We start from the raw sequence: 15593 nt of genomic DNA on the forward strand, positions 1-15593 counted from the left end.
ATGCCCTCCCAAGGTATTTGTTTAACGTTAAACTACTTTTTTCATGACCTGCCAATGACAATATTTTCACGGGGGCCGCACGCGCCGTTCGATTGCACGGTGACATGGGCGTTGATCTCCGTTTTACTCACCCCCAACCCGAGTTATGCTGGCGTTAAGCCGAGAGGAACCAGACATGTCAACATCACCGCTCATGCAGGCCGCCCACGCGGTTATGAAAAACGCGCACGCCCCTTATTCCAACTTCCAAGTGGGGGCCGCAGTGCGCACGGATGCGGGTGATGTGTTTGTGGGCTGTAACGTTGAAAACGTGGCCTACCCCGAAGGAACCTGTGCCGAAGCGGGTGCGCTGGCGGCCATGGTGGCCGCAGGGCAGGGACGCATCGTGGAGGTCGCCGTGATCGCGGGTTCGCCAACCCCCGTGCCCCCGTGCGGTGGGTGCCGTCAAAAGCTGCGCGAGTTTGGCGCAGGCGATGTGGTGGTCACCATGGGCACAACCGGCGGCACGACGCTTTCCATGACGCTCGAAGAATTGCTGCCCGGTGTCTTCAATGCCGATCACATGGCCAAATGACATCTTTCGCCCCCCTCCTTGATCAGTTTCGTGGTGGCACGCCGCCAGATCCGGATGAAATTGCCCAGATTGTGCGCGGCCTTGTTGACGGCTCCATGACTGACGCGCAGGCGGGCGCTTTTGCCATGGCCGTATGTTTGCACGGGCTGGGGGACGATGGGCTTTTGGCCCTGACAACACAAATGCGCGACAGCGGCACTGTACTTGAATGGGGTCTTGATGGGCCGGTGATCGACAAACACTCAACGGGCGGCGTGGGGGATTGCACATCGTTTTTGATCGCGCCCGCGCTTGCGGCGTGTGGCGCATACGTCCCGATGATTTCAGGCCGCGGGCTGGGTCACACGGGCGGCACCCTTGATAAATTGGAATCCATCCCGGGCATCACCGCCGATATCGCGCCCGCGAAGTTTCGCAAAATAGTCGGCGAGGTAGGCTGTGCCATCGTCGCCGCAAGCACAGATGTGGCCCCCGCCGACAAACGCTTTTACGCGGTCCGTGACGTGACAGGCACGGTGAAAAGCACGGCCCTGATCACCGCGTCGATCTTGTCCAAAAAGCTTGCGGCCGGTCTTGATGCGCTGGTGCTTGATATCAAAATGGGCAGCGGCGCGTTCATGAAAACTGTGGCCGAGGCCGAAGTGCTGGCCAACGCTTTGGTCAGTGTGGCCAACGGCGCGGGCTGCAAAACCACGGCCCTGATCACGGATATGAACCAACCGCTGGCCAAATCTATGGGCAACGCGCTGGAACTTTCCGAGGCCCTGCACGCCTTGACGGGCGACGGGGTTGATCATGATTTGCCCGACATGGCGGCAAATCTGGCGGGCTCCGTGTTGGCCAGCGCGGGCCTTGCCCAAGACGCCACCCAAGGGGCCGATCTGATCACGGATACCTTCTATAATGGTAACGCCGCCGAAGTCTTTGGCCGCATGATCAGCGCCATGGGCGGGCCCCATGATTTTGTCGATCGTTGGGAAGACCGCCTGCCAAGCGCACCTGTGATGGAAGAAGTTCTGCCGCCGCGCGCAGGCTTTGTCACCGCCATCGACGGCGAGGCATTGGGCCAGCTTGTCGTGCATCTTGGGGGCGGGCGCAAAACGATCGGCGGGCGGGTCGATCACTCTGTTGGTCTGTCGGACATCGCGGCTTTGGGCGATCAGATCGATGCGGATGTGCCGCTGTGTATGTTGCATGCCCGTTCCGAGCATGACGCGGACGCCGCGACTAAGATCATCCACGCAGCAATTACCCTTGGCGATGCGCCGACAGACCTGCCGCCGACCATTTACAAACGCGTCGGGCAGGGGGGCTAAACCATGGGTCGCGCGTTTTTGATTGTGATGGATTCCGTTGGCTGTGGCGGCGCGCCTGATGCGGCGGCTTTTGGGGACGAAGGGGCGAATACCCTTGGCCATATAGCCGATGCCTGTGCAAACGGGCAAGCTGACGTGGGCCGGTTCGGTCCCCTCAACATTCCCAATTTACTATCTTTTGGCCTTGGTGCCGCTGTTGCCCAAGCCAGCGGTCACGGCCGCCTTCTTGACGCGACCTCTGGCCCAATTGATGGCCTGTGGGGAAGTGCGACTGAACATAGCATCGGCAAAGATACCCCCTCAGGGCACTGGGAGTTGGCGGGCCTGCCGGTCCCGTTTGAGTGGCATTATTTCCCTGAAACTCCGGTGGCTTTCCCGCCTGAAATCTTGGAGGCCGTAGCGCGTATCGCAGGCACCGAAGGGTCTCTTGCCAATTGTCACGCCAGCGGCACAGGCGTGCTGGATGACTTTGGCCCAGAGCACCTTAGGACCGGCTGGCCCATCTGCTACACCTCCGTTGATAGCGTTTTCCAAATAGCCGCCCACGAGGAAATTTTCGGTCTTCGGCGGCTTTATGATTTGTGTGCCGAATTCGCACCAATGTTGCATAAAATGGGTATCGGGCGCGTTATTGCACGGCCCTTTTTGGGGGCTGCGGGGGCATTTAGGCGCACGTCTCACCGCCGCGATTTCGCTTCGCTGCCCCCCGAAGATGTCTTGATGGATTTCGCCACCGCCGAAGGCCGCGCGGTTCACGCCGTGGGCAAAATCGGCGATATTTTCAGCATGCGTGGGATCACAGATTGCACCAAAGGGCCTGATGCAAAACTGATGGAAGATATTATTAATTTGGCGGGCACAGCCCAAGACGGCGCATTTGTTTTTGCCAATTTCGTCGAGTTTGACAGCGAATACGGTCACCGCCGTGATGTTGCGGGATACGCGTGTCACCTTGAGTGGTTTGATGCGCAATTGCCGCGCCTTTTGGCAAATCTTGCATCCGATGACCTGCTGTTGATCACTGCTGATCACGGCAATGACCCGACGTGGCGCGGCACCGATCATACTCGCGAACGGGTGCCTGTCGTGGGGCCCGCGTTGGCCAAATCTGGTGAGCTTGGCGCCATCAACTTTGCCGATGTAGGCGCCACGATCGCGGCCCATCTTGGCTTGAAACAGTACGGAAAAGGGACACCCGCCATATGAAGAACCGCCCCAAGCTTGAGCTGCATTTGCACTTGGAAGGTGCCGCGTCGCCTGCGTTCATCAAGAGCCTCGCCGCTGAGAAAAAGCTCGATATCTCGGGCATTTTTGACGAGCGTGGCAATTACGCCTATGCGGATTTTGCGGGCTTTCTGGATGTCTACGAGGCGGCGACCCAAGCGCTCAAAACGCCCGAAGATTACGCGCGCCTCACGACAGCGGTGCTGCAGGATTGTGCCGAACATGGGGTTGTTTACGCCGAAACGTTCCTGTCGCCAGACTTCTGCGGGGGACGTGATGTGGGCGCGTGGCGCGAATACCTCGCCGCAATCCAAGAAGTCGCCGCCGCGATGGAGCCGCACATCACCTTGCGCGGCTGCGTCACTGCAATCCGCCATTTTGGACCCGAAAGATCACGTGAAACGGCCATTTGTGCAGCTGAAACTGCCGCTGGCTTCATCACAGGGTTTGGCATTGCAGGGGCCGAAACCGTTGGCGCACCGCGTGATTTTGCGTGGGCTTTTGACTGCGCGCGCGAAGCAGGGCTTGGTCTGACGGCGCATGCGGGTGAGTGGGGCGGTGCGGCGATGGTCCGCGACACCCTTGATCAATTGCCGGGCATTTCGCGCATCGGTCACGGGGTGCAAGCCATCACTGATCTGGCGCTTTGCGACCGGCTGATTGAGAATGACATCACCCTCGAGGTCTGCCCCGGTTCAAATGTGGCGCTTGGGGTCGTGCCGAACTGGGCGGCACATCCTATCGAAAAGCTGCGCGCCAGAGGTGTCAAAGTGACCGTTAGTACAGACGATCCGCCGTTCTTTCACACCACCATGACGAATGAATACGACCGGCTGGCTCACCACTTTGGCTGGGAGGACGAGATATTCCGCGAGGTTGAGCAAAACGCCCTTGAGGCGGCATTCTGCTCTGCTGAAACCCGCGCCATCATTGCAAAAAGGCTTCAATCATGAACGAACACGTCACCCTTGTTGATCATCCTTTGGTTCAGCACAAACTGTCTATCATGCGCGAGAAAGAGACCTCGACGGGGCAATTTCGTCAGTTGCTGCGCGAGATAAGTCAGTTTTTGGCCTATGAAATCACCCGTGAATTGCCCTTGGAAAATCAAGCGATCGAAACGCCTATGGGGCCGATGGATGCGCCAATGTTGCGCGGCAAAAAGCTAGCGCTGATCTCGATTTTGCGGGCAGGAAACGGCCTTTTGGACGGTGTGCTTGAACTTGTTCCCTCTGCACGGGTGGGTTTTGTGGGGCTTTACCGCGATGAGCAAACCCTTGAACCCGTTGAATATTATTTCAAAGTGCCTGATGCGCTTGGGGAACGTCTGGTGATTGCAGTGGACCCGATGCTGGCTACAGGCAACTCATCTGTCGCCGCGATTGACCGTCTGAAAGAAGCGGGCGCTACGAACATTCGCTTCATGTGCCTGCTGGCCGCACCTGAGGGCATTGTCCGCATGAGAAAAGCGCATCCAGACGTGCATATCGTGACCGCTGCTGTGGATGAAAAACTCAATGAGCATGGCTACATTGTGCCCGGTTTGGGGGACGCAGGAGACCGAATGTTCGGTACTAAGTAAAACCTTTGCCCTTTATTAATTAGGCGAAGTGGGGGATAAATAATAAAAGGACACAAAAACTATGATCGTTTCACGCTTTTTTCTTATTGACCTGATTTTTTGCGTATTTTTCACTAGCATAGCTCGCGCAGAGCCGATGACAGGCTCGTTTGAAACGCTACCGTCGTTCAAGAAAGAAACAAGTAGTGCACATATAGCGATGCGGGCGAAAGCAGCTTGGCGACATAACGATACGGCGATGGTACCACAGTTAGACGAACACTTAAGTTTAGCCGAAATTCAAGCTCTGGAGGAGAAGAATTACGAAGCATCAATACTAACAGTTTTACAGCCTGCCCCTGACCCTGACAGTCTACCCAATGTTCAGCGCGACACCTATCGGTTAACCACAACTGAGACTATAGAAACAGGTGATGACCTGGTCCGAGAAGCGGTAAGGTCTGTACAATTTGTTCAGGTTGGGACTTTTGGTGTGGAACGCAACGCTATTCAAGCCGCTAAAAAACTTGATGAATTAGGTTTGCCGACGAAGATTACGTTAGTGACGATAGCAGACAAAAAATATGAAGTGGTGCTAGCAGGACCGTTTAGGGATCAATCGGCCATACGCGCAGCCCTTCAAAGCGCGCGATCTGCGGGCTTTCGCGACGCTTTTCTTCGCAAGTAATTTACTGATCACAGATCCCTTGTAGGGCCAGCCAATTACGGTCGCTCAGCAACGGTGGATCGCTTAGCTGTGCCGCATCAAGCAGTGGTTTTGTCCGCTCTCCGCTTGGATCAATCGCTGCCGCTAGGGTGATCGTTTCAAGGCCGCGCAACCGCATTTGGTCAGCTAGCGCGCTCATCTCAACATCTTTTAACGGCGTCTGAACCAACGCTTGGGCATAGCCGCGCAGCACGTCTTGGGGCAGCTGCGCAGTGGTCAGCAATGTGAAGGTGTGGCGCAGTCCGGCAAACTCAAGCAGCGGGCGCACGGGGTCTTGGCCCGCTTGGCGCAGACCCGCCGCCAGCATAAACCCAGCCAGCACTTCTGGGTCATCATGATCTTCAACCAGGGTCGCACTCAGCAATAGTTTTCCACCGGGCAACCACAGACTATCCGGCAGGCCAGAGCGGTGAATTTGCGGCAGACCAACAGGTGTCACAAGCTCCGCATTATCCGCCGTGCCCCGAACGCGGTCCGTGACCATTTGCAGCGCACGGGTGCCTTCGCGGCGGGTACACGCAGGTCCTGCAAGGCGGTTAATCTCACGGCTCAGTTCGCGGCCAATCTCGTCACGTTTGACTTGGGGCAAAACCCCAAGCGTGTGATCCACCATGGCGGGAGGCATCCAGAAAAAGCCAATCCAGCCCACCAATGCCAAGCTGCCCGCCAACACGCCGGCGCGGAGCCGCCCACGGTGCGGACGGGTCCGGTCGATCGCTTTGCGTACTTTGTCGATGGCCTCGACCATGGTTTTGTCGTCGATCTCAACAAGCTCGGCGCCGTCTGTATCGGGGCTGTAGGTGACCACGCCATCTTTGTCGGACACTTTGCGCACAGCGGCCAATGACCAATGGGACAAAACCCGTTCGGCGTTATCGGTAATCACAAGGGTGGCGTTGCCAAAAGACACGATCACCTCGCGGCGCTGCGCATCGGCATCCGCGCGCCAAAGGCCCGTGCTTTCGAGCAATGCGTACTGTGAAAGGGCGGTCATCTGACGCTTTATCTCCGTCAACTTGCTCTGAACAACATATAGGTCAGACGCCGCACCGCCGCAATTGCGCTCAGAGGGATTTCGCCACTGTGCGCAATTCAAACTTCTGGATTTTGCCTGTTGAGGTTTTTGGCAGCTCTTGGAAAATCACGCGCTTGGGCGTTTTGAAGCCCGCCAAATGCGTGCGGCAAAAGGCGATGATCTCGGCCTCGGTCGGGGTGGCGCCGTCTTTCAATTCAACAAAGGCGCAGGGAACCTCGCCCCATTTGTCATCGGGCTTGGCGACCACGGCGCATAGGTTTACGGCCGCGTGGTTCATCAACGCGCCTTCGACCTCAACAGAGCTGATGTTTTCGCCGCCTGAAATGATGATGTCCTTGGCGCGGTCAGCGATTTGAATGAACCCGTCGGGGTGGTGCAGGGCAATGTCGCCGCTGTGGAAATACCCGCCCGCAAAGGCCTCGGCGGTGGCGTCCGGATTTTTCAGATACCCCTTCATCACGCAGTTGCCGCGCAACATGATCTCGCCGGTTGTGGTGCCGTCGCGCGGAATGTCGTTGCCGCTGTCGTCCCACACGGCGACGGGCTCCATCATGGGAAAAGCAACCCCTTGGCGCGCAGCGATGCTAGCCGCCTCATCTTGGGGCAGCGCGTCCCATGCGGGGTCCCAAAGGCATTCGGTGACGTGGCCATATGTTTCGGTCAGCCCGTAGACTTGTTGCACATCAAAGCCCAGTTTGGTGATGGCCGCCAACGTGGCGGGGGCGGGCGGCGCGCCGGCGGTAAAGACTTTGACCGTGTGATCAAAACTGCGCCGCGCCTCATCTGGGGCGTTGATGATCATGTTCAACACAATCGGTGCGCCGCCAAAATGGGTCACACCGGCGGCAACGGCGTCATAAATGGCGTGGGGTGTCACATCGCGGCAGCAGTGGATCGTACCGCCCAGCATTGGCATCATCCACGCGTGGTTCCAGCCATTACAGTGAAACATTGGCACGATCGTCAGATACTGTGGGCGCAGCGGCATTTGCCACGCAGCCGGTGTGCCCATGGTCATTAGATATGCGCCGCGGTGATGATAGACCACGCCTTTGGGCCGCCCTGTGGTGCCAGAGGTGTAATTCAGCGCAAGGCTTTCCCATTCGTCTTCGGGCATCATCCAAGTAAACGATGCATCGCCTGTGGCCAGAAAATCTTCGTATGTTTGGTGCGCGCCGGTGGCTGTGATGCCCGCAACAGCGTCCGGCACTTCGATCAACAGGGGCGCGGGGCCGTCCATCCGTTCAATCGCTTGCAACGCCAGTGGCATGAATTGGGTGTCGACCAAAGCGGCCTTGGCCTCGCCGTGATCAAAGATGTAGGCCACGGTATCGGGATCAAGGCGGGTGTTGATGGTATTCAAAACCGCGCCGCACGCGGGCACGCCAAACGCTGCTTCGCATTGGGCTGGTGTGTTTGGCAGCAGCGTCGCCACCACGTCGCCGCTTTGCACACCGATCCCGTTTAGCGCGCTGGCCAATTGTGAGCAGCGGGCGTGGTACTGCGCATAGGTGATTTTATGATCACCATAGATCACCGCGATGGTTTGGGCGAACACATCAGCTGCACGGCGCAAATGGGACAGCGGCGTTAGGGGTACGTAATTGGCGGGTGTTTTGTCTAAACCCGTCTCATCTTTCATCCAGCCCATTGCGCCCTCCCAAGCAGTTTATCTCCCGACGCGCGCCTTGTCGTCGGGGCCCCGTGTATCGTTCACTATGGCGCTTGCGCGGCGAGAGGCAAGCAGTCAATGATGCGCAAATGAGCAGCACACCTTCCAATAACACCGCAGCGATCGGCTGGATGATGACGGCGATGGTCATTTTGGGCATCGTCGATAACCTTGTGCCCTACATTGTGGACGACATCAGCCTTTGGCAGTTCCATACCCTGCGCAGCATTGTTGCAGTGGCGACAGTGGTGCTTTTGGGGGTGGTTTTCGGGCTGAACTTACGCCCAAAGCGGCTTTGGGCCGTGCTGGGACGTTCACTGTTTTTGGCGATTGCGATGATTTTGTATTTCGGCTGCCTTGGCTTTTTCCCGATTTCAGCTGCCGCGGCGGGGCTGTTCACTGCGCCCGTTTTGGTGGTGTTTATCGAGGCTGTCTGGTCACGCACGCCCATCGGTCCTGTGCGGTTGGTAACGGCTTTTGTGGGGTTGTGCGGGGCGCTGATGGTGCTGAAGCCGGATGTGGGCGGGCTTGGCTGGCCCAATCTGGTGCCTATTTTGGCAGGCGTGTTTTACGCCACGGGCAACGTGACCACCCGCAAATGGTGCGAAGGCGAAACCCCGTGGGTGCTGACATGGAGCTATATGGCGTGGGTTTTGTTGATCGCTGCATTGGTATCACTATACCTGCAGGCCAACCCGGGTGAGGGGTTCTTGGGCCGCGCGTGGGTTTGGCCCACGGCGCTGTCATGGCGGATCATTCTGGTGCAGGCAGTGGTCTCCGTTGGGGCGATTGCGTGCCTGATGAAGGCGTATTTGACGGGGGACGCGCCGATCGTTTCGGTCTTTGAATACACGCTGCTGATCTTTGCCTCGATCACGGCATATATCCTGTTTGGCACGGTGGTCAGCCCGATTGGGTTGCTGGGGATGGTGGTCATCATCGGCTCTGGTGCGGTCGTGGCGTGGCGGGTGCAACGCGCCGAGCGGCTTGATCGCAATGAGCGACCTAAGCAGTCTGAGTTACCCGAGCAGCTTGCCCCATGATCTATAGCAAGGGCCGCAACTACCTGCTGACCCATGCGCCCAAAACGGGGGGCACGGCCCTAATGCTGGCGCTTGAGGCGCGGGCGATGGCGGATGATATTATTGTGGGTGATACCCCAAAAGGCAAAGCGCGGGCAAAGCGGCAAAAGAGCCTTCAGACGGCGGGGCGGCTTTGGAAACACGCGACCCGCGCAGATTTGGCTGGGTTGGTGGAAGGCGCGCCATTTGCGGTAAGTTTGGTGCGCAATCCGTGGGGCCGCGTGGTGAGTTATTATCACTGGCTGCGCGCCCAAAAATTCACCCACCGCGCCGTGGCTCTTGCCAAAGATGAAACCCTCGAGGCGTTTGTTTTGGCGCTGTGGTTGCAAGACAGCCTGCGCGCGCATCCCTATGCCCATTACGTCACGGATGAGAACGGTGTGGAGCAGTGCGATGCGTTCATCCGCCTTGAGCATCTGACCGATGATCTTGCCCCGTTTGAGACGCATCTAGGGTTCAAGCTTGAGGTCGGGCGTGCCAATGTATCACAGCGCGATGCAGACTACCGCGGCTATTCCAGCGACACGACCCGCGATGTGATTGCAGACGTCTGTGCCCAAGATATTGCGCGGTTTGGCTACGTATTTTGATGCACAAATATCCCCGCTGGCCCAATGAAAGGCCGCGAGGGGGACAGCAGTGCAGGGCACCTCGGTCCGTATGTCGCCAGAGGGGGCTCGGGCATATTTGTTGGGTTTTGCGGTAAAACGAGGCCGTAAAAGAGGCAGCGCTGCCGTTGGTATGATCCGGTTGGGGGTGTAAGGCCCGCGCGGTATCAGGGTCGATATGCGGTGTGTCAAACCGCAACAATTTAGGACGTCCTGAGCGCAGTCTAGAGCGGGGGCGTTAACGGTGTCTTAGACCACCGTGCGGTGCACGCCCCCGCTAATAAGTTACAGTGCGAATGGCGTTCTAAGCAGCAGGGGCAAAGCGGCCGTAAAAGCTTTGTCCCTTGTCGGCCATATCACGCAAAAGCGCAGGGGTCGCAAAGCGTGCCCCGAACTTTTCGTTAAGCGCATCACAGCGTTCTGCCGCATAGGGCGCGCCGATGATATCAAGCCACGACAGCGGCCCGCCAGACCACGGCGCAAAGCCCCAGCCAAGGATCGCGCCCACGTCACCTTCGCGGATGTCCATCAGAACACCGTCCTCAAGGGCGCGTACGGCCTCAAGGGTTTGGGCAAACATCAGGCGGTGCTGGACCTCGATGATGTCAGGCTGTGCGTCACTTGTGGGGTATTTGGCTGCAAGACCGTCCCACAGCAATCCGCGCTTACCTTTGTCGTCATAGGCGTAAAAGCCCGCGTTGGCTTTGCGGCCCAAACGGCCCTCATCGGCCATCCAGAACAGCACTTCGTCCACGGCGCCGTCTGGGTAGGCGTCGCCCATGGCGGCTTTGGTTGCTTTGGCAATTTTCACACCCAGATCTACAGATGTTTCATCGACCAATTGAAGCGGGCCAAGGGGCATGCCCAATTGTTTGGCTGCATTTTCGATCAGGGCAGGCTGCACCCCTTCCGCGACCATGCGGATGCCTTCGTTGATGTAGGGAATGATACAGCGGTTCGCGTAGAAAAAGCGCGCATCATTAACCACGATCGGGGTCTTTTTGATCTGACGCACAAAGTCGAGCGCCTTGGCCGTGGCGCGATCACCGGTTTGCGCGCCTTTGATGATTTCCACCAACAACATTTTGTCGACTGGTGAGAAAAAGTGGATGCCGATGAATTGCTCTGGGCGTGCACTGGCTTTGGCCAACTCAGAAATAGGCAAGGTCGAGGTGTTGGTGGCAAAGATGCACTCTGCATCCACCACCGCTTCGACTTTCTTGGTGACTTCTGCTTTGATAGCCACGTCCTCAAAGACCGCCTCAACGATCAGATCACAACCCGCAAGGGCGTTGTAATCTGTGGTTGCGGTAATCTGCGCCAGCACGGCCTCTTTCTTTTCGGGCGTGGCTTTTTTGCGCGCGATGCCTTTGTCCATGTAGGTGGCGGTGTAGTCTTTGCCTTTGTCCGCGGCCTCTTGGCTTTGATCCAGCAAAACAACCTCGATGCCTGCAAGGGCGGAGACAAGTGCGATGCCCGCGCCCATCATGCCAGCCCCCAAAACGCCCACTTTGCCCACGGATTGGTCACTGACCTCTGCCGGACGCACAGCACCTTTTTCAAGTGCCTCTTTGTTGATGAACAGCGAACGGATCATGGCAGAAGACGATGGGTTCATCAGCACATTGGTGAACCAGCGCGCCTCAATTTTGATGGCCGCATCAAAAGGCACCAACGCGCCTTCATAGACCGCCGACAAAAGCGCCTTGGCCGCAGGAAACGCGCCTTGGGTTTTGCCGTTCACCATAGCCGAGGCACCCACATAGGTCATGAAACCCGCAGGGTGGTAGGGCGCGCCGCCTGGCATTTTGTAGCCCTTTTCGTCCCATGGTTTGACGATCTTTGGCTCGGAGAGGACCCACTCTCTGGCCGCTGCAACGGGATCATCCGCGATCTCGTCGATGAGGCCGGCCGCTTTGGCGCGCGCAGGGTCGCTTAGCTTCCCTTCCAGCAGGAATGGCGAGGCACCCATGGCGCCCATCTTGCGCACAAGCCGCGTGGTGCCGCCCATGCCCGGGAAGATACCAACCATGATTTCAGGCAGGCCAATTTTGGCCTTGGGGTTGGGGGCTGCAAAAATGCGGTGGCACGCAAGGGGCAGTTCAAACCCGATGCCAAGGGCCGTGCCGGGCAGGGCCGCCGCGATTGGTTTGCCGCCTTTGTTGGTTTTGGGGTCCATGCCTGCGCGCTCAATCTTGCGCAAAATAGCATGGGTGGCCATGAGGCCGTCCATAAGGCCGCGCGCAGGTGCTTCACCGGCCATCTCTTTCATCTTGGAGATGATGTTCAAATCCATACCGCCCGCAAACGAGCCGGGTTTGCCAGAGGTCAGCACAGCGCCTTTGATGGCATCATCGGCCAGCACTTGGTCAATGAGTGCGTCAAGGTCGTCAAAACCCTGCTGGTTCATCACGTTCATGGATTTGCCAACGGTGTCCCACACGATTGTGGCCACGCCGTCTGCGTCGATGTTCATAGAAAAGTCAGACATATCAATGGCTCCTTACACGCGTTCGATGATTGTTGCGGCACCCATGCCAGAGGCGATGCACAAAGTGGCCAAGCCAACTTCTTTGTCCGCGCGCTCCATCTCATCAAGCAAAGTGCCGATGATGATTGCGCCGGTCGCTCCAAGGGGGTGGCCCATGGCGATAGACCCGCCGTTCACGTTGACCACGCTATCGTCCATGTCAAAGGCCTGCATAAAGCGCAGCACGACCGAGGCGAATGCTTCGTTTACCTCAAACAGATCGATGTCTTTTATCGACATCCCCGCATCCGCAAGGATCTTTTCAGTAACGGGCACAGGGCCGGTCAGCATGATGGTGGGGTCGGTCCCAATCTTGGCCGTCTGACGGATGCGTGCGCGGGGCTTCAGCCCGTGCTTTTCGCCAAATGCTTTTGAACCGATCAGAACGCCCGCCGCACCATCAACGATGCCCGACGAGTTGCCCGCGTGGTGGATGTGGTTAATCTTTTCGAGGTGCGGATATTTCAGCAACGCAACTTTATCAAAGCCGGGCATGACCTCGCCCATGGCCTGAAACGCGGGGTTCAAACCGCCCAGTGACTGCATGTCCGTTTGGGGGCGCATGTATTCATCATGGGCCAGAATATCGAGACCATTTTGATCGCGCACAGTGATCATCGAATTGGCGAAACGGTTGTCATCCCACGCGGCTTTGGCGCGTTGTTGGGATTTCACGGCCAGCTCATCTGCATCTGTGCGGCTGAATCCGTACTCAGTGGCGATGATATCGGCAGAGATACCTTGGGGGACAAAATACGTGTCCATCGCAACTGATGGATCAACGGCGATAGCCGCCCCGTCACTGCCCATGGCAACGCGGCCCATCATTTCAACGCCGCCCGCGATATACGCGTCACCAGCCCCGCCTTTGATCTGGTTGGCAGCAAGGTTCACCGCTTCCATGCCTGAGGCGCAAAACCGGTTGATCGCAAGGCCGGGGATTGACTGATCAAGGTCAGAAGCCAGCACTGCTGTGCGCGCAAGACAGCCACCTTGTTCCATGACTTGGGTCACGTTGCCCCAGATCACGTCTTCAACGGCGTGACCGTTTAGATCGTTGCGCGATTTCAGCGCATTGAGGATTTGGGCAGACAGGCGCACGGATGTGACTTCGTGCAGCGAGCCGTCTTTGCGGCCCTTTCCGCGCGGGGTGCGAACAGCGTCATAAATATAGGCTTCAGACATGAGGGTAGTCTCCTTGTTGGGCGGGGTCAGCGGACAAATTGCGCCGCGTCAAATCGTGAAGGTGGGGCAGGGGATGCCAGCGGGATATGAGTATTTGGCCCAAAGCGAAGCATAATCTGCTTGGCTGTAATTTGGGCTTAACCAAGAGGTGCTAATGCTTGCGGCGCGGTACAGGCTGGAGAGCCGATGACCGTCCGAAGCGAAGCCCCCAACGTGCGCTGCAGCGCGCATTGGGGCTTCCACTTCGCTTTGGTTGAAATACTCAAATCCTGACATCTGCTGCTCCGGCAAGGGGTGGTTCAGAACTGTTCGGCTTCAAGGGCCATAACAGTGTCCGCACCGCTTTCGATACGTGCCAAGTGGGTTGCTGTGATCGGCAAGCATCGCGCCATGTAATATTTACCAGTGGCGATTTTGGCCTCGTAAAAACTTGTGTCTGAGGCGCCAGCATCCAGAGCCGCATAGGCCGCTTTGCCCATCTTGGCCCAGACCAGCCCCATGCAGACCTGACCGAATAAGTGCATGAAGTCATAGCTTCCTGACAGAGCATTATTGGGGTTTTTCATCCCGTTTTGCATGAAATACATCCCCGCCGCCTGCAGGTCTTTTGATGCGGCTTTCAGGGGTATCAGGAAGTGGGTGTTCAGCGCCTCGTGTTCGGCGTTGTCTTTGATGAAAGACTTTACCAACTCGAAGAACGCCATAACCGTTTTACCACCATTCAGCCCAAGCTTGCGTCCCACCAGATCAAGGGATTGCACGCCGTTGGTGCCCTCATAGATCATGGTAATACGCGCATCGCGTACAAACTGCTCAAGGCCCCATTCGCGGGTGAAACCGCTGCCGCCAAGCGTTTGTTGCGCGTTAACGGCGGTTTCAAACCCTTTGTCGGTCAGGAACCCTTTGATGATGGGGGTCAACAGCGAGATCATCGCTTCGGCCTCGGCATCATTTTCGCGCACGGCTTGGTCAATCATAGTAGCGCCCCAGAACGTGAACGCGCGCGCGCCCTCAACAAAGGCTTTTTGTTCCATCAAGTTGCGGCGCACATCAGGGTGCACAATGATCGGGTCTGCGGGCTTTTCAGGCGCTTTGGCACCTGTGAAATCGCGGCCCTGAAGACGGTCTTGGGCAAAAGCAGCAGCGTTTTGATAGGCCACAACACCCTGGGCATAGCCTTGCAGGCCGACACCGATGCGCGCTTCGTTCATCATGGTGAACATTGCACGCATGCCTTTGTTTTTCTCACCAATCAGGTAGCCGGTCGCCCCGTCATAGTTCATCACGCAGGTGGCATTGCCGTGGATGCCCATTTTCTTTTCCAGCCCACCGCAAGACAGATCATTGCGCGCGCCCAGGCTGCCATCCTCATTGACCAGAAACGTTGGCACAATAAACAAAGACACGCCTTTGATATCATCCGGCTCACCCGGAATTTTGGCCAGAACCAGATGCACGATGTTGTCGACCATGTCGTGCTCACCGGCTGAGATCCAAATCTTTTGACCGCTAATTTTATAGCTGCCGTCCTCTTGGGGGGCGGCTTTGGTGCGCATTAGGCCAAGGTCCGTGCCGCAGTGGGGTTCGGTCAGGTTCATGGTCCCGCCCCATTTGCCCGCGATCATGTTGGGCAGATAGGTTTGTTTTTGCGCATCCGTGCCGTGCGCCACGATCGCCGACATCGCCCCGTGGGCCAAGCCTTGGTACATGTTGAACGCCATGTTGGCAGAGCTGAACATTTCACCCACGGCGGTTTGCACAATGTAAGGCATCCCTTGGCCGCCGTATTCCTCGGGCATATCAAGGCCCATCCAGCCCCCTTCGGCTACGGTTTCGAACGCCTCTTTGAACCCGTCAGGGGTGCGCACAACGCCGTTTTCAAGGGTGCAGCCTTGCTCATCGCCAATGGGGTTCAGTGGGGCTGTGACGTCCATCGCCAACTTGCCGGCTTCTTCCAGAACGGCGCTGGTGAAATCTGCATCAAGGTCGGCGTAGCCGCGTGTGCTAAGCTCGGAAATGCGCAGTGTCTCGTGCAGCACAAACGCCATGTCTTTGGTGGGGGCGGTGTAATGGGGCAT

13 protein-coding genes are annotated in these 15593 nt (G+C 57.6%); 8 read left to right on the forward strand and 5 right to left on the reverse strand.

Translation table 11 applies throughout. The annotated features are described in order from the left end of the window. Positions 1-175: 175 nt before the first annotated feature. The 6 genes from ACTF5M_RS02090 to ACTF5M_RS02115 all read left to right on the forward strand — a co-directional run bounded on the left by ACTF5M_RS02090 (position 176) and on the right by ACTF5M_RS02115 (position 5363). Positions 176-574 carry a cytidine deaminase gene (locus tag ACTF5M_RS02090; RefSeq protein ID WP_423804840.1) on the forward strand — a complete coding sequence of 133 codons (399 nt, stop codon included), beginning with the start codon at positions 176-178 and terminating at the stop codon, positions 572-574. Further along, the gene (locus tag ACTF5M_RS02095) at positions 571-1890 is read left to right on the forward strand and encodes a thymidine phosphorylase (protein WP_438959450.1); all 1320 of its coding nucleotides are present in this window, start codon (positions 571-573) and stop codon (positions 1888-1890) included. The genes ACTF5M_RS02090 and ACTF5M_RS02095 overlap by 4 nt, the downstream gene beginning before the upstream one ends. 3 nt (positions 1891-1893) lie before the next feature. Further along, complete coding sequence (locus tag ACTF5M_RS02100; RefSeq protein ID WP_438959451.1) at positions 1894-3096, forward strand: phosphopentomutase; 1203 nt, start codon at positions 1894-1896, stop codon at positions 3094-3096. Further along, positions 3093-4067, forward strand: a complete 975-nt coding sequence (locus tag ACTF5M_RS02105; protein ID WP_438959452.1) for an adenosine deaminase — start codon at positions 3093-3095, stop codon at positions 4065-4067. Before ACTF5M_RS02100 ends, ACTF5M_RS02105 begins: the two co-directional genes overlap by 4 nt. Next, the gene (gene upp, locus ACTF5M_RS02110) at positions 4064-4696 is read left to right on the forward strand and encodes a uracil phosphoribosyltransferase (protein ID WP_438959453.1); all 633 of its coding nucleotides are present in this window, start codon (positions 4064-4066) and stop codon (positions 4694-4696) included. The genes ACTF5M_RS02105 and upp overlap by 4 nt, the downstream gene beginning before the upstream one ends. 61 nt (positions 4697-4757) lie before the next feature. Next, positions 4758-5363, forward strand: coding sequence for an SPOR domain-containing protein (locus tag ACTF5M_RS02115; protein ID WP_438959454.1), 606 nt, complete (start codon positions 4758-4760; stop codon positions 5361-5363). A gap of 1 nt (position 5364) precedes the next feature. Here the strand turns inward: ACTF5M_RS02115 and ACTF5M_RS02120 are convergent, their stop codons facing one another. Beyond that, the gene (locus tag ACTF5M_RS02120) at positions 5365-6396 is read right to left on the reverse strand and encodes a hypothetical protein (protein WP_438959455.1); all 1032 of its coding nucleotides are present in this window, start codon (positions 6394-6396) and stop codon (positions 5365-5367) included. 70 nt (positions 6397-6466) lie between these two features. After that, positions 6467-8089: an AMP-binding protein gene (locus ACTF5M_RS02125; RefSeq protein WP_438959456.1), complete on the reverse strand. Its 1623-nt coding sequence runs from the start codon at positions 8087-8089 to the stop codon at positions 6467-6469. 110 nt (positions 8090-8199) lie between these two features. Here ACTF5M_RS02125 and ACTF5M_RS02130 point away from each other — a divergent pair, with 110 nt between their 5' ends. Together ACTF5M_RS02130 and ACTF5M_RS02135 are read left to right on the forward strand one after the other, a co-directional pair. Beyond that, complete coding sequence (locus ACTF5M_RS02130) at positions 8200-9153, forward strand: DMT family transporter (RefSeq protein ID WP_438959457.1); 954 nt, start codon at positions 8200-8202, stop codon at positions 9151-9153. After that, positions 9150-9782 (forward strand): sulfotransferase family 2 domain-containing protein, encoded by a 633-nt coding sequence (locus ACTF5M_RS02135; protein WP_438959458.1) that lies wholly within the window; start codon positions 9150-9152, stop codon positions 9780-9782. The genes ACTF5M_RS02130 and ACTF5M_RS02135 overlap by 4 nt, the downstream gene beginning before the upstream one ends. Positions 9783-10104: 322 nt before the next feature. Here the strand turns inward: ACTF5M_RS02135 and ACTF5M_RS02140 are convergent, their stop codons facing one another. The 3 genes from ACTF5M_RS02140 to ACTF5M_RS02150 all read right to left on the reverse strand — a co-directional run bounded on the left by ACTF5M_RS02140 (position 10105) and on the right by ACTF5M_RS02150 (position 15593). Then, entirely contained in the window at positions 10105-12291 is a 2187-nt protein-coding gene (locus tag ACTF5M_RS02140; RefSeq protein WP_438959459.1) for a 3-hydroxyacyl-CoA dehydrogenase NAD-binding domain-containing protein, read from the reverse strand. 12 nt (positions 12292-12303) lie between these two features. After that, positions 12304-13515, reverse strand: a complete 1212-nt coding sequence (locus ACTF5M_RS02145; protein WP_438959460.1) for an acetyl-CoA C-acetyltransferase — start codon at positions 13513-13515, stop codon at positions 12304-12306. Positions 13516-13814: 299 nt separating this feature from the next. Next, a complete protein-coding gene (locus ACTF5M_RS02150; protein WP_438959461.1) occupies positions 13815-15593 on the reverse strand; it encodes an acyl-CoA dehydrogenase C-terminal domain-containing protein in 1779 nt (592 codons plus the stop codon).

Origin of the sequence: Nereida sp. (assembly GCF_965655635.1) — a bacterium.
In the GTDB taxonomy this organism is placed as follows: domain Bacteria; phylum Pseudomonadota; class Alphaproteobacteria; order Rhodobacterales; family Rhodobacteraceae; genus Nereida.